Source organism: Cyclobacterium plantarum (assembly GCF_011290685.1).
GTDB classification, from domain to species: domain Bacteria; phylum Bacteroidota; class Bacteroidia; order Cytophagales; family Cyclobacteriaceae; genus Cyclobacterium; species Cyclobacterium plantarum.
The window spans coordinates 41,514-63,292 of the sequence record NZ_JAANYN010000002.1; the positions used below are offsets into that span (position 1 = coordinate 41,514).

Genomic DNA, 21,779 nt, shown 5'->3' on the forward strand with positions numbered 1-21,779 from the left:
ATCAGACTTAATAACAAAGGATACCAAATAAAGCTGCCGGTACCGAGGCAGCAGGATGTTGTAATATGATCTTAATTGATTGGGTAGAAAGGGGCTTTACGAACTTCAGGCGATAACGGGTCTGGTGGTTGTCATGGACTTCTGTGAGGCAATTACCCCTATCGTCAAGTACTTTAAAATGCTTGACACAAAATGGGATTTCCGACTCGGGATGCCCCATTAAAGTAGACTCCAAAGCATGGTCAAAATCAGTGTCAAAAAATAAATTTATTTCATTGATATTCTGTACTTTACCCCACTTCAACTCAATGTATGGTTCGCTATCGTTCAGGGCAGCTGCCCAGGCATTTGAAGTATGGTATGGTCTGAAAATGCCATTGAACAAATTCTCCTTAGCATACATTTTTAAGGGCTGGTGTAGCTTAAAAGACAGGTTTTGCCCCTCCGGTCTACGCTCCGGTAACCAAAAGTCAAAAGAATCCATGCCTATGTCATCAGGAGCTTCCTGCCGGCTACTGGTAGCCACTGCCTTATTGTACTTTTGAAACACAGTCAATAAGCCTGTCATACGCTGTTCAGAGTACCTGAGCTGCACCTGTTCATTGGGATAAAATGCCACAAAATAATATTCTGTTTCTTTTATAGTATATTCAAAATCAATATATAAAGATTGTTCACCTAAAGTTAATTCGAATACTTTTTCTTCCAAAACCAGCTCCGGAGTAAAGTTTCCTTTTTGCTTGCTTTTAAGCAAAGCTACTTTTAATTGGCTGGCCTTTTCCACCCTAACCTGGAAAGTAAGGCCCGGCATCTCCCCTGCTGTCAAAGGCAACATTTGGGCTGTGGCAAAGCTGAGTTTTTTCCAGGGACCATCGCCCGGCAATCCCTCCAGGGTCATGGTGGAAGAAACGGAAATCTTCGCATTTTTGGCAAGCTCCTCTTTGTCTTCCAGGGGAACCCCGGGAATATATTGTCCGGATTTGATCAGTCTTTTTTGCAGCTCGCTCATGTGACCTGAATGGGTGAGTGCTGCTGGAAGCAGGTTTTTTTCTCTGCAAATTACCGCCGCCATGGCCACCGCCTGGGCATTGTGCGCACAGGTAGCCATGACGCGGGTGGACCCGAATGCCACGTGGGTAGAACTGATAATTCTCCCGGTAATGAATAAATTTTTGATATTTCTGCTATACATGGTTCGCAAGGGGATCTGGTATACACCCTTGGTGTGCCACTGGGTACAACCCGGCAATTCACCATAAACCCCATCCGCAGGATGCAGGTCCAAAGCCCAACCTCCAAAGGAAACCGCATCTGGAAATTGCCGTTGATCAACCAGGTCCTTTTGGGATAACATATAGTCTCCTTCGAAACGCCTGCTCTCCCTTTTGCCCGGAATGGTCCCTACCCATTCCAGGGTATGGGTAGCCATGTCTGGATATTTACCGGAATTTTTAAGGTAATCCCAAATGCCATAAATCACCCGCCAGAGTTCCCATTTGATGGTCTCGGATTCGTGAATGGTATCCTTTCTTCCCCCGTATTCCACCCACCAAAGCCTGCAACCATGGTCTTTCAGGTTAAAGGATTTGAACCTGGGCAAATTGGGTAAATCCCTATTGGCATAGGACGGAGCCACAAAGCGGACCGGCTTGCCGGTATCCTTGCTGTAAAAATAAAGCGAATGTCCAAGGAGTTCACCGTAACTCTTATGATCCGGAGCAAATTTTTCGTCAAATTCATCAGCTGATTCGGCACCAATACGAAAGGCAGCTCCTGCCAGAAAAGCCATGATACCATCACCGGAAGCATCTACAAATAAAGGCGCTTGCAACCGGTATCGGGTAGAATTTTGACTGCAAAAGGCATATGCTTCGCGGATCTCATCAGAAGCTCCTTTTTCTATGTCATACAGGGCGGTGTTGAGCAGCAGGCGAATGTTAGGTTCCATGCTCACCTTTTCAATCAGTATGGTATCCAGGATCAGGGGGTTTCCCTCCGGATTGCGGTAAAGGTTTTCCACCAGGATCTCGTCTATGACCCCTCCCTCTCTGGCCCAGCGGTTGTTATTGCCCATATGAGAAGTGGCCCCCAGGATCCACAACCTGATTTCTGAGGATCCATTGCCTCCCAAAACCGGCCTGTCCTGTACCAAAACAACTTCCAAACCCTGTCTTGCCGCCGTAATGGCACAACAAGTACCTGCCATTCCGCCCCCGATGATCACCAGGTCAACCTCGGATTTTTCACATTTTAAGTTTCTCTTTTCCTGCTGAAAATCTTCTTTAATCATGAATATACTGTTCAGTTTTATTTTTTGTATGGCTGTCAGATCTTTTTTGGGCTGACCTGACCATGGTCCATCCCATCATCAGTATCAATGCTCCCATCGCAAACATATAGTAGCGTCCTGCTGAGGCCCCAAAACCCAATAAAAAGAGTAGGGTGCCGATACTGACAAAGGCCCAGCCCAAAACTTTGATGCCAAAATTATTCTGTATTTCCCCTGATGTAAGCGATGCAGCCAGCTCCTTTGCCGTAGGTTTCTTTCTGTTGACGTACAACTGGTATTGTTTGCTCTCCCGGTTTCTCTTCAGGGCAAAGATTTCATAGGCTCCCAGCAAGACCAGAGGGAGAAACACACCCAGCAGCATCTCTGTGGCCCTGTCCAGGCTGAACGAAAACAACCAGGGAGATACAAATTTAAAATACAGGTTGATGAGCAAGCTTAGTCCGGTAATCACAAGAATCGATTGTCCGGTTTGCCGCCTTGAAAAAAGCCCCCAGATGGCGGGTCCATATAAAGCGCCGCCGGTCACCGCTCCAATACTCAAAACCACTTCTACTATCCCTCCGGCCAGAGGAACCATAAAAGCAACCCCAATGGTACCCAGCCCAAAAAGCAGGGTTGCTATCCTGGCAACCCGCATTAAAGCTACCTGATCGGAATCAGGGAAAATGGCATGGTAGATGTCGTTGGTAAGCACTGCGGCGGCCAGGTTTAGGGAAGTATTTACAGAACTGGCTGTGGCAAAGATCATCCCTCCCAACATCAAACCCAACATGCCAACAGGCAATACATCCATGCACATCCTGAGGTAGGCTCCCTCCGTTTCCAAACCACTTAATTCCGGATTGACCACCCTGTATATCATGGGGGGCAACATCCAGATCAAAGGGCTGATCAGGTAAAGAAATCCAAAAAGGTAGCCTACCTTTTTCGCTGATGTGCGGTCCTTTACGGAGGTATACCGCTGCACATAGGCCCAATTTCCTCCGATGAAAATCGTATTGTAGCCAATAAATGCCAGGATAAACCATGGTGTGTATTCTCCATTGAATACATGAAAAAAGGTGGCGGGCGCATCCTGGATAAACTGATTCACCCCCCCTGCCTTATCCAGGGAAAGGGGTAAAACTATCAGCACTGCTGCGGTAAGAATTACAAATTGCAGGACATCGGTCACCACTACTGCCCACAAACCTCCCACCGCGGTATAAATCATGATCATGGCACCCAAAAATAAAATCGAATAGTAGATATCAAAGCCAGTTACCACATTCACTATTTTGGCCACCGGATATAAGAAGGCCCCGGTATACCCCAGTGAAAGCACCAAAAAAATAAAGGTATAATACCGCTGGGTTTTTTTTCCAAACCGTTGGGTAAGATAGGCGGCAACTGTTAGGGCACCGGTCTCTTTCCATCTGGCAGCCAGGTAAGCTCCGATTAAAAATCCGCTAATGCACATGGCCATCTGAATGGTAATGGCCACCAGTCCCCATTCATAGGCGATGGAGCCCCATACCACAAAGGTGCCGGCAGAAAAAAAGCTCATGAATAAAGAAAGGCCGCTGATGGACCAGGGTACTGCCCCACCAGCGGCAAAGAAAGATTTCATGTCTCCACCCTGTTTGCCAAAAGACAAGCCTGCAATCATAACAATGAGGGTAAAAACAATTATGGTCAGAAAATCCAGTGTTTGCATGCAATCAGTTTTGCGGAAGCGTCGGCAGGTTATAAATGTTCAATGGGGACTCAATGATATCCATAAACTCGTTCAGGTGCAGGTTATAGACTTCCCTTGGACTGGCGTTGTTTTTCTTGGCCACAAATGCGGCATAGCCTACAGCCTCTCCCATCATGCCACAGGTTCGCATCACCCGGGTGCTGCCAAAGGCCACGTGGGTGGTGCTGATGTTTCTTCCTGCCATATACAGGTTATCTATATTCCGGCTATACAGGCAGCGGTAAGGAATGGTATAGGGCTGCACTTTGATGTGTTTGGTAGCTGCAAAGAATTCTTCTCCTTCGAAGTACTGGGAATTCTTGGCATCCGGAAAGTGCAGGTCTATGGTCCAGGTGGCTGTTACGCTGCCATCCGGATACATGACCCCATCCTGAATGTCCATCTGCGTCAATACATGATCACCCATTAACCTTCTGGATTCTCTTTTTCCACCAATAAAAGCCACCCAGGCCAATTCATGGTGGCTGTATTTTTCAGCCTTTTCGTTTTTCAAATAAGACCAGTTGCCAAATATGGCCCTCAGGTTATGGTCGCGGATTTGTTCCGCTTCATAAATGGTATTGAAATTGCCAAAGCCGGTTTCCCACTGCCAGTCCGCTTTGTGATCATCTATGTGGTATTCATCTGAAAATTGTATGGCCCAGGGCGTTTCGGGAAAACCTGAAGGCTGTTCCCGCTCCAAAGAGGCCCATAGATTGGAAGTGCCGAGCGTAAAATCATCCGGATTTTCAGGGGCCAGTGATTCACCCGTTTCGGACCGGCTTTCCCTTCCCATCCGGTATTCCGCTCCTGCCAGGTACCCCAGGGTGCCGTCTCCCGTACAATCCGAAAAATACTCCCCTTCAAAGCGGTATTCCTGGTTGGTGGCTATATCCCTTCCTATTACGGCTTTGATCGTATTGCCATCCATTTCCACATCATACACATGGGTATTTAAATGCAGGGAGATATTGGGCTCTGCACGAACGATTTGTAGTTTCCGCTCATCCCCATACCGGTCGGCATCCGGATTTCCATTTCCCGGGTCACCATTGTCCAATTCCCTAACAATCCGACCCAGTTTGGGATAATGATTCTGGTCCACACGGCCCATCAGGTGCACGCGAATTTCCGAACTGTTATTTCCACCCAATACCGGTCGGTTTTGGATCAAAGCGACTTTTAATCCCATGCGGGCTCCGGATATGGCCGCACAGGTGCCTGCCATGCCTCCCCCGACCACTACCAGGTCAAATTCACCCACGTTTTCGGGGCCGTCGCTAAGTCCCAAAAGTTCCTTCCTGACCTTCAGAAGGGCTTCGTTATCATTGATCGGAGCATCGCTTTTATCTGTTGAGAAATAAAGGGCATCAAAACGACCGTTAAAGCCCGAAAGGTCCTCAGCCACAAGCTCGTTTGCTCCCTGCTTCATGTCCACCTCCCCTGCATAATACCAATCCCAGTCGGCATCACCACTTTGTCCGAAAACCATGTCCAGAGCTTGCTCATTGATATGCAGCTTAAAGGCTCCCGGTCCAGTGGGAAAAGGAGCCCAGTCCTTGGTTCTCACCCATAGGTGGTAGGTTCCACCTTTGGAAAAATCAACACTGGTACGAGCATCTTCGACGGGTTTGCCCATGCCGTGAGCCATCAGGTAGGAGGAATAAAGTACATCGAATGATTGCTGGTCGATCACCCAGCCACCAATATTTTCAAATGATTCTGCTTCTACCAATACCCTTGTTTGGGCATTAGTAAAAAGGGTAATTCCTAGCAGCAGACAACAGGTTATTGCTATTCGTTTCATGTTTTGGGTCATTTTATTGATTCTTATTTAGGTTGTTTTTCAATGCTTTTTTCACGCTCTTTTGCGGTTTTTTTTGGATTTGCAGCAGGGAAAGCAATTCCTTCTCCCAAAGGCCTTTGTCCAGATAAGCCAAGATCATTTCCTGCTGTTCTTTGCCCAGGTTTTGTTGTGTCCCTAATACGGTAAATAACTTTTTCCTTTGAGCAGGATTGCTTCTTTCCAATTGGCCCAATAGCTGGCTCTGACATTCTGAGTTCAGTCGCAGGTGACTCATTTTGTCAAGAATATGCATTTGAAGCCGGTAAGGGGATTGTTCATAGGTTTCCCAGAACCAGACCTGCCTTTCCTGATCCTGAAACATCTCAACCGGTAATTCTTCCAGTAGATGGGTAGCCAGAAAAATATTGTTTCCCCTGATGATCTCCAGCAGGGGTCCGGCAAAGCGGAGATCATTTTCTGCTCCCATTTCCTGAATCTTGTCCAGGGCCCAGTACTGGTAAGGATGATGGCCGCTTTCTAAGAACCGGACTAAAGTCTCGTCGGTATAATGATTGAGGGTATGCGTCTTGGTTCTTTCTGAAAGGGAGCCATGCGCCAATTGCCAAAGGGTATAACAGGAATATACTGCTCCTGAGATCACTTCATTTTGAATGGTTTTGGAAGTAGCTCCCGTAACGGCATCCACCCCATTGGTTTCAGCCGTGGTTGTGCTCACCACTAAATCCGAAATGGAATAATCTCCCAGGATGGAATTTTTATTACTAAGAATGGCTTCCAACTTGTCATAATCTTTCTCTTCAAAAGGTATATGATCCAACTTTGTCAGGATCTCTCCTTCCGGCATCTCAAAGTGCTGGAAATTACCCAGCAGGTCCCAATAGAAATTGATGTATACCGGATAACATTTGTCCGTATGGCATACCGGGGTAAAAATTTCAGCCATGTATTGCATGTCCTTACCTTCGGCATCTTCCAAAACAAAGAGCTCATAACGAATAGAATCGGTTTCTACCTCCTCAATTAGTCGCCTGTCTTCCACCTGATCCTGTTGCGGATTTTGTATGCCCGCAGCCAAACCAATCAACAGAATTAGACTAAAGGTCAATATTTTTAAACCAGGTTCAAACATTTTTATTCAGTAACAAACCAGTGCATTTATTCATAGGTAAATATAGCTGTAGCTGTACAATCATCGTTGGCCACCAGGCGAACCCACCTGGCCTCAATTTCGTCCGGAAAGGTTTCCAAATGGGTTTCACCAGGGGCAACCGTAACCTGTTTCCAGTCCATCCAGGGACCATGGCCTACAGGCTCAAATTGAATGGTAAAGGTAACTTCCTCGTTTGCGCCATGCTGAAGTTCCAATTTCCGCTGGTCATAAAACGCAAACAAATAGGGATCAGAGGGTATGCCGGCATCCACAGCAGTATTGGCCCAGGGCCCTCCCTTTCCTACTGGTTTGCCCAGTTTCCACAGGTCATCGATCACCCCGGCCCAGACCGCAATTTCTCCATCTTCCGAAAGGATGATGTGTTCATTTCCATCCGCAGCCTGCGGATCCACTCCGCTCAGGAGTAACATGCCCCTGTAGGAAGCGTAATCATTGATGCGCAGGTTATGGGAAGCTACAGGCCTTATCTTGGCAAATCCGTCGGCATTTTCAGCCGGCAATTCATAGAAAGTACCGTGACAATTGAACAAGTCTCTTTCGGTAGCTACTTCCCTGGCAATCCTGAGTTTTCCATTTACTGAGGGCTCCGTGAAGGCATCTTTTCCTTTGGGAAGCCTCCACCTTCTGCCCTGGTCATCTTGTATCAATACGGAGGCTTCGTCTACCTCAAACACCTTTTCCGGAATGGCAAATCCATCAGTGATAAAAGACTCGGTTTCAGGGTCATCAACTTTAACCAGCTGAAGTTTTTCATCCATTTCATAATAACCGACATTTTCAACGCTTGCTCCCTGGTAACGTTTGGCGGCAATGCCCAGTTTCCTTCTGTTATCTCCCAAACCATAGAGCAATCCACCTGTATAATCATCTTCCTGAATGGGTTGGATACCCTGGAAAATATCCTTTTGATAAGCAGATCGCTGCTCCGGATTGGAAAAAGACAAATGGACAGTGGCCTTTGTTGCAGCATCACTTTTCACCCGGATCCATTCCCCTTTAGTGTCCTGATCGAAGGAAAGCCAGCTACTTTCATTTCCGGCGAGGGAAACCTGTTCCAGCAGCTCCCAATTACCGGTACCTTCTGCATCAATTTCAAGGGTAAAATTTACTTTCTTTTCACCCTGGTTTTGCAGCCAAACATTTTTCTCTTGCCAACCGGAAAACAGCATGGGTTCTGAGGGTTCATTGGCCGCTACCTGTTCTTCTAACCACAGGGCACCATTGGCGGTGACAGGGCCTAGGTTATCCGGCATGTCCATATCGGTAAACCAGAGGTTGGAGTTGGATTGTCCGGGGCCTTCGATATTTCCTTTGGCGCTTCGCTTGTTGAGAAATTCCCGCTGAGCAGAATCATCGCAGCCAAAAACCAATCCATCTTGCCAGCGGGTAAAATCACCGATGACTTTCAGGTAAGCAGAGCGGGGCCGGATACCGGCAGTTTGTCCTTTTTGGAACGATTCGGGAAACTTCCAAAACATGCCATGCATGGTCATCAGATAATCCGGCGCTTCCTCCGTACCCACATCCCGGATGCGGGGCCATTCGGTATTCCAGCCGTGGGCACCGTCGTAACTGTGGCTAGCTTTGGGAAGGCGGAAAAACTCCCAGCCTTCTGCCGGGTCACGGACACCCAGGATCACGGATTTGTGGTCCCAGCCGGTGGCCCAGATGGGATCGGTTTTGGGATTAGGATTACCATGAATACCACCGGGGCCGGTTACTTCCACAAATTGGTTTCTTCTGACCAGGTGCCATTCTTCCCCATCCCACTCATACAGAGCCCCTGCTTCTATGGAAAAATCCTTTAGTGCTTTCTGTCCCGTTTCTCCATTATTGGAATAAACCAATACCCCCTGGCCGGAATAGAGTCCTTTCCCGTGAGCTCCCAACAATAATTCTGCTTCCTGCGCCATTTCTCCTTCTTTGCGGGTAACGTTCCCGTCTACATACAGGGTTTTGGTTTCCAGGTTATGCACATCTACTTCGTAAAAACCTTCCTCCATGGTCCCGTAATATATTTTATTGGCGGGGTCCGTCAGGTGCCTGGCATTGCCGGTATGCCTCCCGGGCATGGTTTCATAGGAAATCGTCCGAACCTCCCCTGACTTATCAATGGCATAGGGACCAATAAACAATTGTTCGCTTTCCTTGTGGATCATTCGGTTGGCTGGGGTACCTCCAATACTTTCTTCACGGGTGTTAAAGGACAGGTCCGGATTGATCTCATAGAGTTTATCCGATGAGCCAAAAGGAAAGTGCGGTCCGTAAGTGACCACCCAGAGTTTACCGGCCCAGGGCACCACGGCACCGGTACCACATTCGCCTTCCTCATTATAATAGGCCAGGTGCGGGTAAATCCCGCTGATGGAGGGGTATACTTCTTCCTCCGATGCAGACATTTCAGGCCCATTACACGCAAAAGAAATCAGGCATAAAAGAACAATAAAGGATATCCATTTTTTCATTATCATCTCTATATCAAATTAGGAAACAATTGTTTTTTAAACTATTTATTTAATATTTTTTTTATGTTTCTGCAATATTTTCTGGGCTTTCTCAATGATCCAGCTATGTCTTCCACTTTTCGCCAAATTATGAATTTCATCCGGATCTGCCTGCTGATCATATAATTCAATGTGATATAATGTATTCAGTAAATCACTATCATACGTTTCTATGTATCTGAAATTTCTTGTAATAACTGTTAAATTGGGTTTAGCACCTCCATAAGTACCTAACCCCTCATACACGAATCCGTCCCGCCAATCCATCCTTTCCCCTGCCAATAAAGGTACTATACTCCTACCGTGAACAGATGCAGGTATTTCCACTCCGGCCAATTCAAGGATAGTTGGTGCCATATCGATATTCAAAACCAATTCCTCGCAGACTCCAGGAGACAGCCCAGGTCCAAGCACAAAAAATGGCACCCGGGTGGATGGCCGGTAAGGTAACACTTTACTGGTAAAACCATGCTCTCCCAGCATCCAGCCATTATCGCTCATGAAAAATATATACGTGTTCTCACGAAGTCCAAGCTTGTCAATGGTATCAAAGAGCTGTGACAAATAAGTATCCATCTCGGTAATTACCGCATAATAATCCCTGGTATGGTCTTGAATAGCATCCACCTCCGGATACCCATATTTTTTGGCCTGGGTTAAATTCCTAACGGTGCGCAGGTAATCCGGCTTATCGGCCAAGTCGTCCAACCGGCTTTTGGCAACGGGCATTTTATCCGTTTCATATAAGGCTTTTGTTTCTTCTCTGGCATCCCAAACCAGTTCCCCATTCATGTGGGGCAATTGGGTGTTGTGAAAAAGGAAAAAGGGTTTTCCACTTGCTTTTGCCTCTTTTAGAAAGTCCACAGAGCGATTAGCACAATATTGGTCACAGTGAATTTCCGGCCTAAGGGAATTTCCCTCATCATAAATCAACCTGTTATAATAATCACCATTTCCTGTAAAGAATACTGAAAAATCAAAGCCTGTTTCCGCAGGTTTTTTGCCAAGATGCCATTTGCCGACCATACCCGTTAGATAACCCGCTTCCTTCAAGTACTGGGCAACCGTCTTTTCTCCCGGGTTTAAATCACTGCCCAATTCCAGCACCCCATTGGCACTTCCATACCTTCCTGTCAAAAAAGCAGCCCGACTGGGACTGCATAAGGCAAAAACGACATTGGCATTCACAAATTGAAGCCCTTGAGCAGCCATATTATCCAGCCTCGGTGTAATAATTATGGGATTGCCATTGGCACCCATTGCATCAAAACGCTGGTCGTCCGTATAAACGAATATAAAGTTAGGTTTCTTTCCACCATGTTCAGGATGCTGAAAACGCAAAGCTATGGTACCGAAATAAAAAAAAAGAGATAAGGCCAATAAGCTTTTCATATTCATTTGAAATTAATAAATCGCCAACGGGAAAGAGCCAGCTACCCTGAAGGTTGGCTCAGGTATTTCCCGACCAAAACTATATGGATTGCAACACCCTATAATAAAAATCATAGTATTACCAAGCAGGTTTTTCATAATAGCAGGTTTTCTGGAGTATATAAATTCTCCCATTCTGTCAAACAAATGATCTGAATGGGAGAACTATCATTTAACCTATTTATAATCAATATCCGGGATTTTGATCCAGGTTGGCATTGATCAATATTTCCTTGGAGGGGATGGGCCACAGGTATTGCTTGGGAGCTTCAAATCTTCTGATGGCCAGCCTTTTTACCAATCCGGCTTCGAACATGGGGGATAGGTCAGCCACTCCGTCTTCATCAATCTCAGGAGTCATGGGGAAGAACCAAAGGCCCTGGTCCACCACTTTCTCTTTCAGTTCAGCTACATCCAGCATACCATAAATATCCCTGTTCAATACTTTCTCTGCTATCTCCCAGCGAATAATATCACTGTAACGGATCCCTTCAAAGCCAAATTCCATTCTTCTTTCAGTTCGCAACAGCGTTCGAAGAGCGGCCTGGTCTGTGGTAGTTATGGCGGGATATTCCCCTGTCTGCGTGGGATCCACACCGTATGCCCTTGCACGGACTGCATTCATCGCATCATGCACACCTGGTTCGATTTCCCCCAATTCTATTTTGGCTTCCGCATACATCAACAATACATCTGCATAGCGCATCAGGATTTCATCGTTTTCTGCCTGGAAATTCGGGAGCCATTCCTCATTTACCCCCTTTTTTCTGAGCAAGCCATTAAAAGAAGCGAAGGGTGCTACAGATCGCGTATCATTGTTTGTCTGCATGCTACCGGTACTGAAATTCATCACCATGGTAGAATCAGGATGAGGCTGATAGGTGAAATCAAGATGCCGGGTTCCAAAGGGAACAATGGTGGCCGCACAGCGGGGATCTCTGTTGTCAAATGGATTTTGAGGGTCATAAAGGGGCGACTCATCAATAGGCAATCCATCCGTGCATAAATAGGCATGAAACAAATCCCATGATGGCGCCTCGGCACCTCCCCATCCGCCTCTGTTCCTGGGCAGGTAATTTCTTACTCCCCAGGTCACATTCAAAGCCCTGGATCTTGGCATGGCAAAAATTACTTCAGAAGGATTCCTCGTGCCAGTCAGGAACAATTCCGAATAATCCGGGTAAAGTTCATAGATCCCCAAATCCATACAAGCCTTTGCCGCATCTCTGGCAATGCCAAAATCTCCCATTTGCAGGGCAAATCTGGCTTTCATGGCATATGCAGCTCCCTTGGTAGCCAATTTGTTTTCTGAAGACCCATAACTCTCAGGCAATAGTGCTGCAGCCCTGTCGAAGTCCTCATATACAGCCTCTTTTACTGTATTTTTATCGGTCCTTGACATGGTAAAAGCTTCTTCCAGATCAAGGATCGTAGTAGAATAAACCACATCTCCATACAAGAAAACCAGCTCCCCGTATTTGGCTGCTCGCACAAAATGGGCGTTCCCGGCAAACTTATCCAGGGTTTGCTGAGGAACGGTATTCGCTATCTTATCCAGGTTTAAAAGAAGGGTATTGGACCTGGCAATCACTTTGTAAGTATTGCTCCAGATGTTGTTTACCGTCCCCCATTCTCCGTTGATAGTGGCATTTGTAATTGGTGTCAATGCCTCCCTGTTGGTGTAATCATCCGTCCAGGAATCACTATATCCCGGCCAAAAAACTCCTCTAAACAGGTCATTGACGGACATTTCTACTTCTGTTTCATTGGAATACCACGCCTCGCTTGATCCTTCCGAGAGCGGGTTCAGGTCCAGGTCAGCGCAGGATACCGCTCCAAATAATATTCCGCTATATATAATCGATTTTAATTTCATGGCTAACTTGATTTAAAATTGTACAGAAACACCCATTAAAAAGGAAGTGGTTATCGGATATCCGCTGGCAGAAACCTCAGGGTCCCATCCAGGAGGATAATTATTGACTGTCCAAACATCCGATGCATTGGTGTATACCCGGATGTTTTGCATGCCCAACCTTTCCACAACAGGCCTTGGTAGGGTATATCCCAGGGAAATGTTCTTCAGCCTGAAATAGGCCCCGTTGATCAACCAAAAATCTGACATGGCAAAGTTGTTGCCCTCACTGTTTCGGGAAAGCCTGGGGTAACTTACTTCCTGATTTTCCTGATCGGTATTGTAGGTACTCCAAAATTCCCCATCCAGGATTTCAGGCACATGACCCCAATTTTCCATAATGGGCTGCACCATCAGGCCCGAAAGGCGTGAATTTTGCCTGCCTACCCCTTGTATCACCAGGCCAAAATCAAAGTTTTTATAATCTAACTGGATATTGCCACCGTAAAGGAACCTGGGCATACTTCCTCCCAAAAGCACCCGGTCATACTCAGGAGAAATCCTTCCATCGGGTTCACCATTTGGTCCACTGATATCCCGGTATTTCACATCCCCGGGTTTCACATTGGCATTCATTACTGCAGAATTATTCACTTCTTCCTGACTTTGAAACAAGCCTTCTGAAACATATCCATACCATTCATCAAACTCCGAACCTTCCATACGTACCTGGTTGCCGAGGAATTGAATACCTCCAAGATCTCCCATTACTGAACGAAAGTCGGAGAGGTTAAAACTGACCGAATAGCTCAATTCATTGATATCATCGGCCCAGCCCATATCAAGCTCCCAACCTTCGGTATACATCTCACCGGTATTTTGCTCCGGGTTATCAAAGCCAATGTAATCTGGGATTTCCAATGGCAGTAACATATCCCTGGTTGTCTTTTTAAAATATTCTCCCGAAAACCTCAACCGGTAATTCAGGAAATTGGCATCCACACCGATATTGTAGGAGGAGGTTTTCTCCCAAGAAATTTCTGGAATCGCATATTGCCATTGAGCGGCCGATTGAGAAGACACCACATTGGATCCCTGATGGAAGAGTACATTGCTAAAACCAATGGTGGATTGGTAAGGGTAATTTCCTATCCGTTCATTGCCCAGGGTACCATAAGAACCCCTGAGTTTAAGGAAAGAAATGGCATTGACATCCTGTAAGAAATTTTCTTTTGACAATACCCAACCTGCGGAAAAGGAAGGAAATGAACCCCAGCGGTAATCCTGGGCAAACCGGGAAGAGGCATCGTATCGAATATTTCCCTGAAGAAAATACTTTTCTTCAAAATTATAGGAAACCCTTCCAAACCAGGAATTATAAGCATTTTCAAAGGCACTACCACTGTTTCCCCGAAATTCCAGGGGCCCAAGGTTCAGGTAGGGATAATTGTCCAGTAAAAACTGATCTCTGGAGGCACTCAGGTTTTCATAAAAAGCCTGGAAACTTTCATTCCCTCCCATTAGACTCAGAGAATGTTTTCCGATTACCTTGTCGTAATTGACCAGCAACTGGGTTGTCAAATTGTAATTGTCATTGCGGGATTCGTTCAGGTTGGTAGAATTGGCCCATTGCAATGTCCCCAATGTAGCTGCGGGATCATCCCAGGCGGTGTAAGTGACCCTTTTTTGAAAGTTCTTTCCTTTATTAAAGCCAAAGTTGGGAGAAGCAATGGCCGAAATTTTCAATCCATCCATAACCTCATAGTTAAGACCCAGCCTACCGCCAACCTGGTTTTCCCAGTTTTGCCGGAATCCACCATATTTTAATTGGCCATAAATATTCGCTCCTGTTTTGCCTTCTGCCACCCGGCCGTCCTGCCATTCTGCAGCATATACCGGGGCGGAAATATTCATATAGTAAATAGGGTCAATGCTGGGTTGGTTCAGGATTTCCCTCCTAAGAAAAATATCAGCTGTAAAACCCAATCTATCGGTAATGTTCCCATCGGTATTCACCCTGGCCGTAACCCTTTCAAAGGTCCTTCCTTCATATAAAGCGTCAAATTTATCGTAAACGATGGATGCCTTGGTCCGAATGGCTTCACTCCCACCGGAAATATCCAGGGCATGCCGTTGCCTTGGGGCATTGCTTTTTAATATCAAGCCTACCCAATCCGTATTGGGATACAAATCAGGGTTGGAAGCGTTCAATTCCATGTAATTTTCCACCATTTCCTGTGGATACAAGGGATACTCATTGCCATCATTTCCATTGTCATTCCAGCGCAATTCATTGACAATTTCCATGTAACGGGTGACATCCACATAGTCTGGAATTCTGGTGGGTACTTCAGTACCATATTCGAAATTATAATTCAGGCTTAGCTCTCCCTTTTTGGCCCGCTTGGTGGTGACCAGGATAACACCGGCAGCTGCCCGTGAGCCATATATGGAAGCCGATGCCGCATCCTTCAGGACGGAGATATTTTCAATATCATTGGGATTGATATGGTCAATGCTGTTTACAGGCACTCCATCCATGATAATCAGGGGATTGCTGTCCCCAATGGTGGTCACACCACGAATTCGGATATTTGCCGATGAGCCTGGTGCATTATTGCTTCTGGTGACCATAACCCCTGCCACCTGACCCTGGAGGGCCTGGGAAACATTAGGGGTTCGCCTATTGGCCAAATCCCTGCCTCCAATAGTGGATACGGCTCCGGTAAGATCACTCTTCTTTTGGGTTCCGTAACCTACCACCACTACCTCTCCCAATTCTGACATATCGGGTTCCAGGTTGACGTCTATTACCTGTCTGTTATTCAGCGATACTTCCTGAGTAATATATCCAAGAAAGGAAAACACCAGGGTAGCATCCTGGCTGGGTACGTTGATTTGGTATTCTCCATCTATATCGGTGACAGTTCCCGTACTGGTGCCTTTGACCAGTATGCTGGCTCCTGGCAGTGGTTGCTCGGATTCATCCAATACAGTACCACTTACCTGGACCGATTGTGCAAATGTCAGGCCTGCTCCTCCCAAACAGAGTAGCCAAAGCCATAGAAGTAATTTTGTTTTCATTTTGGGTTGATTTTGGTTTTACAATTATTTTAATTAAATAAATAGTTTTTTGAAATAATATTCTAAATTAGCATGGATTAACACCATAAAAAAGCTTTGAATTAACAGATATAAAATTTTTATATTGTAAACGTTATCGAAAACGTTTACATTTAACAAAAATTCAAAGAATGAGGACTTTTTTTATTAATTTGCGAATACCAGCCTTTGATCACCAATTTGATGAAACTCCCCTACCTTCGGTGCCAAAATGCTTCGACACGGACCGGTTATAAAAATTAAGTCCAATGAAAAAACCAGCTACCATAAAAGACATTGCCGAAAAACTCCAGGTGTCTATTGCCACCGTCTCCAGAGCGCTGCGTGGGTCCACTGAAATCAAAAAAGAAACCAAGGAAGCTGTTCTGGAAATGGCCAGGCAATTGGATTACCATCCAAACCTGCTGGCCAGCAGTCTGAGCAGTAAAAAATCCAAAATCATCGGCGTGGTCGTTCCTACCATCAACCGCTACTTCTGGTCCAATTCCATTGCGGGTATAGAAAATCTGGCTTATAGGGAAGGCTATAAGGTAATGATCTTCCAGTCTGGCGAATCTTTCAATAAGGAAGTTGAAATTGTGGAAACCCTGGCCAATAGTAAAGTAGATGGCATTATTATCGCCTTTTCAAAAGAGACCTGGACTTTTGATCATGTGCAGCATGTGATTGATAGGGATGTGCCGGTGGTGCTTTATGAAAGGGCCTGTGCCAATCTGGGAACATCAAAAATCAAAACAGACGATAAAAACGGAGCTTTTATTTTAACCAACCATTTGATAGCAAGAGGAAGAAAAAACATCGCCTATATCGGTGGCCCGCTTGCCCTGGGGGTATGCAAGGACAGACTGGAAGGCTATCATATGGCACTACAGGCGGCAGGCTTACAAGTGAAGCAGCATTTAATCATTACCCTGGAAGATTTTACTTTTGACCTGGCAGGAGAAGCCATGCAGCAATTATGGGCCGGTGCCGACAAGCCGGATGGACTCATTTGCTTTGCGGATATCCTGGCCATAGGGGCCATGCACGCCGCCCACCAACTGGGCATTCCCGTTCCGGAGCAATTGTCCATTGCCGGTTTCGGGAATGATGAAACGAGCCGGTTTATCAGTCCCCCGATCACCACCATGGCGCAACCTTCTTTTGAAATGGGCAAAATGGCCGCCAGGGTACTGCTGGAAGAGATCGCCTGCTCAGGAGAAGCCCATGAGAAAAAGCATGAGGTCATCAAGTCCAGGCTGATCGTCCGGGAAAGTACCTGATTTTTTTATTGCTTGAGTAAACCCGTTGCGTATTTATTGCATTTTTGGTTGGTGGTCCCGTTAAAATCCCCAATGCTCTCCGCCTCGGCGGAGGGAATAGCTGAATAGCTGATTTAATGCTGAATTGAAGTCATTTCTAGTGTTATATTAATCGTAAATTGACGGATAAAGTCTTTTGGCTAAAGCCAATGAGGCTGCAATAGCTTTTTCGCCTACAGCTATCAGGCAATTGAGGGAAAGAAATCCTAATTGCAAAAAAAGATCAAAAAATCATTACTGCCACTCCAAAAGAGATCAGCACTTTTCAGAATATAGCATTCCGTAAATCGTAGACCTAACCTTAATCAATAGGAATGCGGCTTTAGCCCATTCCCTAGAGTAAAATCACAAACCCCAGGCTTTAGCCAAAATGGATAGAAGAGTGAAATATGGATTTGAATGGTTATGGATAAAAGGTTTGGCTAAAGCCAATTTACCTAAAAAACCAACATGCCCACAGCTAAAGCAGTGGGCAATTGATAATAAAACTCCAGGTTCCAAATGATTACTCTTCAAATAGGAATGCGGCTTTAACCAATTCGTTAATTAAATTCTTACCGAAACACGCTGGATCCAAGGTGAGGTTAGGCACTGGGCTTTCGCTTTTCCCTTTTGGTCTTTTTTTCGAAATAGGTAACAATTTCCTCAGGGCTTAAATCCATGATGTCCTTTGAAATTCGATCTCTCTGCTCACGCATAAATTTAACCGCGTCAAACGTTTTTTCCTTATTTTCTGCTTTAGTCTTCATATTTCAAAAGTTCTCTTGGTGAACGGATGTCTATTTGTTTATAGCCTTCTGCCATGTTTACAGAATTATAGCCAATAATCTTAACCACGTTTACAATATGTTTGAAATTCCAACTGACCAAAATATCAGCATTGTGAATAGTTGCAATTGCAATGTGGAGGCAATCTGCATAAGATGTTTTTCCTACGACATATTCATCGATGTATCTTTTTGCGAGTTTGGCAGATTCGATATCCGATTTAACGAATTCAGTTGAGATTTCTGGTAATGATTCAGCCCGTTGCCTTATTTTTTCAGGAGCGGAGCTCAATTCGTCTCTGGTTACATTCGAAAAAATAATGGAAAACTCATTTTTATCAATCCGATCGAACAAAGGTTCGGTAAACTCTTTGAACTCCTCATCAAAAAGCCCCCCAAAAACCGAAGTGTCCAAATAAATTCGCTGTTTCTTCATTTTCTAAATTTACGTAATTCCATCGATTTTGTATATCTAAATCGGTATTTTCACCTTGTGCCTAACTTGTATATCTGTTTACCAAAGGGAAGATTTGGCTAAAGCCAATGATGCTGGCATATCTTGTTGCTAACAGCTATTAGGCAATTGATTACAAAATTCCAGGTTCCAAATAGATACTCTTCAATAGGAATGCGGCTTTAGCCCATTCCTTAGAATAGAATTGCAAACCAGAGGCTTTAGCCAAAATACATGAAATAGCAAAATGTGGATCCGATAGGTTTATGGATAAATGATTTGGCTAAAGCCAATTTACCTAAAAAACCAACATGCCCACAGCTAAAGCAGTGGGCAATTGATAATAAAACTCCAGGTTCCAAATGATTACTCTTCAAATAGGAATGCGGCTTTAACCAATTCGTTAATTAAATTCTTACCGAAACACGCTGGATCCAAGGTGAGGTTAGGCACTGGGCTTTCGCTTTTCCCTTTTGGTCTTTTTTTCGAAATAGGTAACAATTTCCTCAGGGCTTAAATCCATGATGTCCTTTGAGATTCGATCTCTCTGCTCACGCATAAATTTAACTGCGTCAATCGTTTTTTCCTTATTTTCTGCATTAATCTTCATATTCTAAAATTAGGTAATTCCATCGATTTCGTATATCTAAATCCGGAAGATTTGGCTAAAGCCAATGAGGCTAGAAAACCTTTATTGCCTACAGCTATAAGGCAATTGAGGAAAAGAAATCCTAATTGCAAAAAATGATCGAAAAATCATTACTGCCCCCTCTAACAGAGATCAGCCCTTTCCAGAATATAGCATTCCGTAAATCGTAGACCTAACCTTAATCAATAGGAAATAGCCCATTCCCTAAAGTAAAATCACAAACCCCGGCTTTAGCCAAAATGGATAGAACAGCGAAATATGGATTTGAATGGTTATGGATAAAAGGTTTGGCTAAAGCCAATTTACCTTAAAAACCCAACATGCCCACAGCTAAAGCAGTGGGCAATTAATAATAAAACTCCAGGTTCCAAATGATTATCCTCAATAGGAATGCGGCTTTAGCCCATTCCTTAGAATAGAATTACAAACCAGAGGCTTTAGCCAAAATGGATGAACGGAAAATCTATAGGGAAAGACATAATCCGGACGGCATTTTATCGGGCAATGAAAGATTGTTTTCAATACAGCGGAAGAGGAGCTAAATGCGATCAAAAAAGTAATGGTATTGATTTTATCTAATTTACCTATCAATTCATCTCACTTGAGAAGGCACAGATCCGAGTCCCCGTTTTCCTATTCCTATTCCCTCAAAAACTGCCCGTCCAGGTCATTCAGGCTGGCGCAAACTACAATCCAGTAAATCGCTAAGTACGAAACCCGTACCACAATGGTGTTAGAGCCTCAACCTGAACCATTTGGATCAGGTTGCGTTACTCGATTGTGGTTGGCAGTTTCATTTTTCAAATTAGATTGTACCATTTCAGCTTTTTCGTGAATTCGGGTGAACGTTCAACCCATTTGTCAGTCACTGACCTGTCAGACCAATCTTCAGCTGTAGTTAATCGAATTTTTATGTCTTCAAACTTTTCTGTAAAAGGATCAAATGCAAACAGTTTATACTTCGATTTGGAGTTGGGATTCAAACCTTTAGTGTCCAATGGAATTGTCCAACGGTTATCTTCTCCAATTTTTGATTCTGTTCGAATAACAGTTATGAACAAAGTCCCTAAAGTTTCGTTCGTTTTGTTCTCTATTTCAATTATCAGCGGATTATATCGTTTCAAATACTTTGGTTCATTGATAGCAACTAACTGGTCAAACTTTATCAATCTAAGTTTTACGGAACTTGCCAACTTGTTCAAAGTTTCATTGTCGTCAGATTTTAATGCCGTATAATGTTCCATTTTCTATTAACCACAACGTTTTGCAGCTACAAGAAGTTGGCGTTTTCGGAGACGAAAACTGTCTGCCACCACTGAACTTGATACGAAGCACAAAACTTCATTTAACCACTGAACCGCCAATTTCTTGTAGGTGCTGTTATAGCCAGTTGCTCTTTTCATCTCGTCCAATATAGTTCTAATAATTCGTGTGCTGTCTTAGGTATTACTCTACGGTCGTCTTTGGTTAGTCCATTAACTAAGAATAATTTTTCTTTCAGGTCAATATATATCGGGTGCTTTATACTAGGTACTAAAAGTCCACCTTTATTGAGTTCTTCTGTTATTTCTTTTTTAAGTTTGTCCTTGTCGGTTTGCAATTTGTCGATATATTCAAAACCGCATTTAACGATTTCATTTGTTTTAAGACTTTCAATTTGTTTGTCAAGGAATGGAAGTCCGTATTTTTTAAAGTCGCCAAAAATTTCCTTCACAGTTTTTGTTGTCGTTTCAACTTGTCCGTTGTGGAAATAGTAAGCGTCTTCAATATTTAATGCACCTGAATTATGTCGCAATACTTTCAAGTCTTTATGTGGATTTAAAAGTCCTGTATTGTAATGGTTTGAAAAAATGTAATGTGGATTTAGAATTGAAGTAATTGAGCAAGCAAAGTTTTTGTCTTTAAGCGTAAAAATTATGTGAAGTATTTCATAAACTGTCAAATTGTTTACCTTTCTTAGTCGTTGAAATGAATAGCAACTGTTCTTATATGCCAAAAATTCAAAGTCGGGCAAAACTTCACTTGCTGTCTGAATGAGAATTTGTTTTATCTCTCCTTTTTTCAGTTCGGGTGATTTGTCCTGCTTAGTTGTCAACTCTTTTATTTTGTCTATCCAGTTCAATTTGTCTGTTTGTTTTGCGGTGTCGTTCTACAATTGGCTATAACTCGCATATCTGTTAACCAAAGGTATATATCCTTCATAAGTGTGATAAATCTGCATACCTTATCGGTTCTCACTAGAAAGCATCAACTCCACCAAACCCTCACCTTTCCACTTTCAAATTAATCATTTCGGATTAGGAGGCAAGCCGCATTTTGATATTTTTTTGCATTCCACCTTTGCCTGGTTCCTTCATTTCCCGAGTATAAAGCAATTCCACTCATAGGTGTAATTCCTTATATTGTCCTATAACAACCCCAAAAATAGCCAAAACTGGCACTTCTAAAGTCCCCAAAGGCTGCTCCGAACCCCAGCTGAGGACTTCAAAAATAAACGCCCGGACTAAAAACTGACAAGCGTTCACCAAAAACTGACAGCCTTGAATATAAAACATTCAACGTTTCGGTTCGGAAGTCGGCTTTTGAAGCTAAAAACTGAAGATTTTTGTTGAAAACGGACTGCTTTCCATTCCATAAAAATTCAGCACTGACATTTTTTTCGATTTCCAAAAAAATGGAGACTTCTGAACCCGAATCATACAGTTCAGAA

Annotated in this window: 14 protein-coding genes; 1 reads left to right on the plus strand and 13 read right to left on the minus strand. The window is 44.2% G+C overall.

Annotated elements, in window-relative coordinates:
• Positions 1–7: 7 nt before the first annotated feature.
• The 8 genes from G9Q97_RS04330 to G9Q97_RS04365 all read right to left on the minus strand — a co-directional run bounded on the left by G9Q97_RS04330 (position 8) and on the right by G9Q97_RS04365 (position 15,859).
• Complete coding sequence (locus tag G9Q97_RS04330) at positions 8–2,290, minus strand: FAD-dependent oxidoreductase (RefSeq protein ID WP_166143540.1); 2,283 nt, start codon at positions 2,288–2,290, stop codon at positions 8–10.
• The gene (locus tag G9Q97_RS04335; RefSeq protein ID WP_166143542.1) at positions 2,283–3,986 is read right to left on the minus strand and encodes a sodium:solute symporter family protein; all 1,704 of its coding nucleotides are present in this window, start codon (positions 3,984–3,986) and stop codon (positions 2,283–2,285) included. Before G9Q97_RS04335 ends, G9Q97_RS04330 begins: the two co-directional genes overlap by 8 nt.
• A gap of 4 nt (positions 3,987–3,990) precedes the next feature.
• Positions 3,991–5,814, minus strand: coding sequence for an FAD-dependent oxidoreductase (locus G9Q97_RS04340; protein WP_166143544.1), 1,824 nt, complete (start codon positions 5,812–5,814; stop codon positions 3,991–3,993).
• Between the two features lie 13 nt (positions 5,815–5,827).
• Entirely contained in the window at positions 5,828–6,943 is a 1,116-nt protein-coding gene (locus G9Q97_RS04345) for a hypothetical protein (RefSeq protein ID WP_166143546.1), read from the minus strand.
• Positions 6,944–6,969: 26 nt separating this feature from the next.
• A complete protein-coding gene (locus G9Q97_RS04350; RefSeq protein ID WP_166143548.1) occupies positions 6,970–9,450 on the minus strand; it encodes a hypothetical protein in 2,481 nt (826 codons plus the stop codon).
• Positions 9,451–9,495: 45 nt separating this feature from the next.
• Positions 9,496–10,881: a sulfatase-like hydrolase/transferase gene (locus G9Q97_RS04355; RefSeq protein WP_166143550.1), complete on the minus strand. Its 1,386-nt coding sequence runs from the start codon at positions 10,879–10,881 to the stop codon at positions 9,496–9,498.
• 226 nt (positions 10,882–11,107) lie between these two features.
• Complete coding sequence (locus G9Q97_RS04360; RefSeq protein WP_166143552.1) at positions 11,108–12,796, minus strand: RagB/SusD family nutrient uptake outer membrane protein; 1,689 nt, start codon at positions 12,794–12,796, stop codon at positions 11,108–11,110.
• A gap of 12 nt (positions 12,797–12,808) precedes the next feature.
• Entirely contained in the window at positions 12,809–15,859 is a 3,051-nt protein-coding gene (locus G9Q97_RS04365) for a SusC/RagA family TonB-linked outer membrane protein (protein WP_166143554.1), read from the minus strand.
• Between the two features lie 287 nt (positions 15,860–16,146).
• Here G9Q97_RS04365 and G9Q97_RS04370 point away from each other — a divergent pair, with 287 nt between their 5' ends.
• Complete coding sequence (locus G9Q97_RS04370) at positions 16,147–17,160, plus strand: LacI family DNA-binding transcriptional regulator (RefSeq protein WP_166143556.1); 1,014 nt, start codon at positions 16,147–16,149, stop codon at positions 17,158–17,160.
• A 623-nt stretch (positions 17,161–17,783) separates the two neighbouring features.
• On the opposite strand, the gene G9Q97_RS04375 is transcribed toward G9Q97_RS04370, so the two are convergent.
• The 5 genes from G9Q97_RS04375 to G9Q97_RS04395 all read right to left on the minus strand — a co-directional run bounded on the left by G9Q97_RS04375 (position 17,784) and on the right by G9Q97_RS04395 (position 21,191).
• Positions 17,784–17,948 (minus strand): hypothetical protein, encoded by a 165-nt coding sequence (locus tag G9Q97_RS04375; protein WP_166143558.1) that lies wholly within the window; start codon positions 17,946–17,948, stop codon positions 17,784–17,786.
• Positions 17,938–18,402 (minus strand): PIN domain-containing protein, encoded by a 465-nt coding sequence (locus G9Q97_RS04380; RefSeq protein WP_166143560.1) that lies wholly within the window; start codon positions 18,400–18,402, stop codon positions 17,938–17,940. Before G9Q97_RS04380 ends, G9Q97_RS04375 begins: the two co-directional genes overlap by 11 nt.
• A 463-nt stretch (positions 18,403–18,865) precedes the next feature.
• The gene (locus G9Q97_RS04385; protein WP_166143562.1) at positions 18,866–19,030 is read right to left on the minus strand and encodes a hypothetical protein; all 165 of its coding nucleotides are present in this window, start codon (positions 19,028–19,030) and stop codon (positions 18,866–18,868) included.
• Between the two features lie 839 nt (positions 19,031–19,869).
• Positions 19,870–20,313: a hypothetical protein gene (locus tag G9Q97_RS04390; RefSeq protein ID WP_166143564.1), complete on the minus strand. Its 444-nt coding sequence runs from the start codon at positions 20,311–20,313 to the stop codon at positions 19,870–19,872.
• Between the two features lie 155 nt (positions 20,314–20,468).
• Complete coding sequence (locus G9Q97_RS04395) at positions 20,469–21,191, minus strand: hypothetical protein (protein ID WP_166143566.1); 723 nt, start codon at positions 21,189–21,191, stop codon at positions 20,469–20,471.
• Between the last annotated feature and the right edge of the window lie 588 nt (positions 21,192–21,779).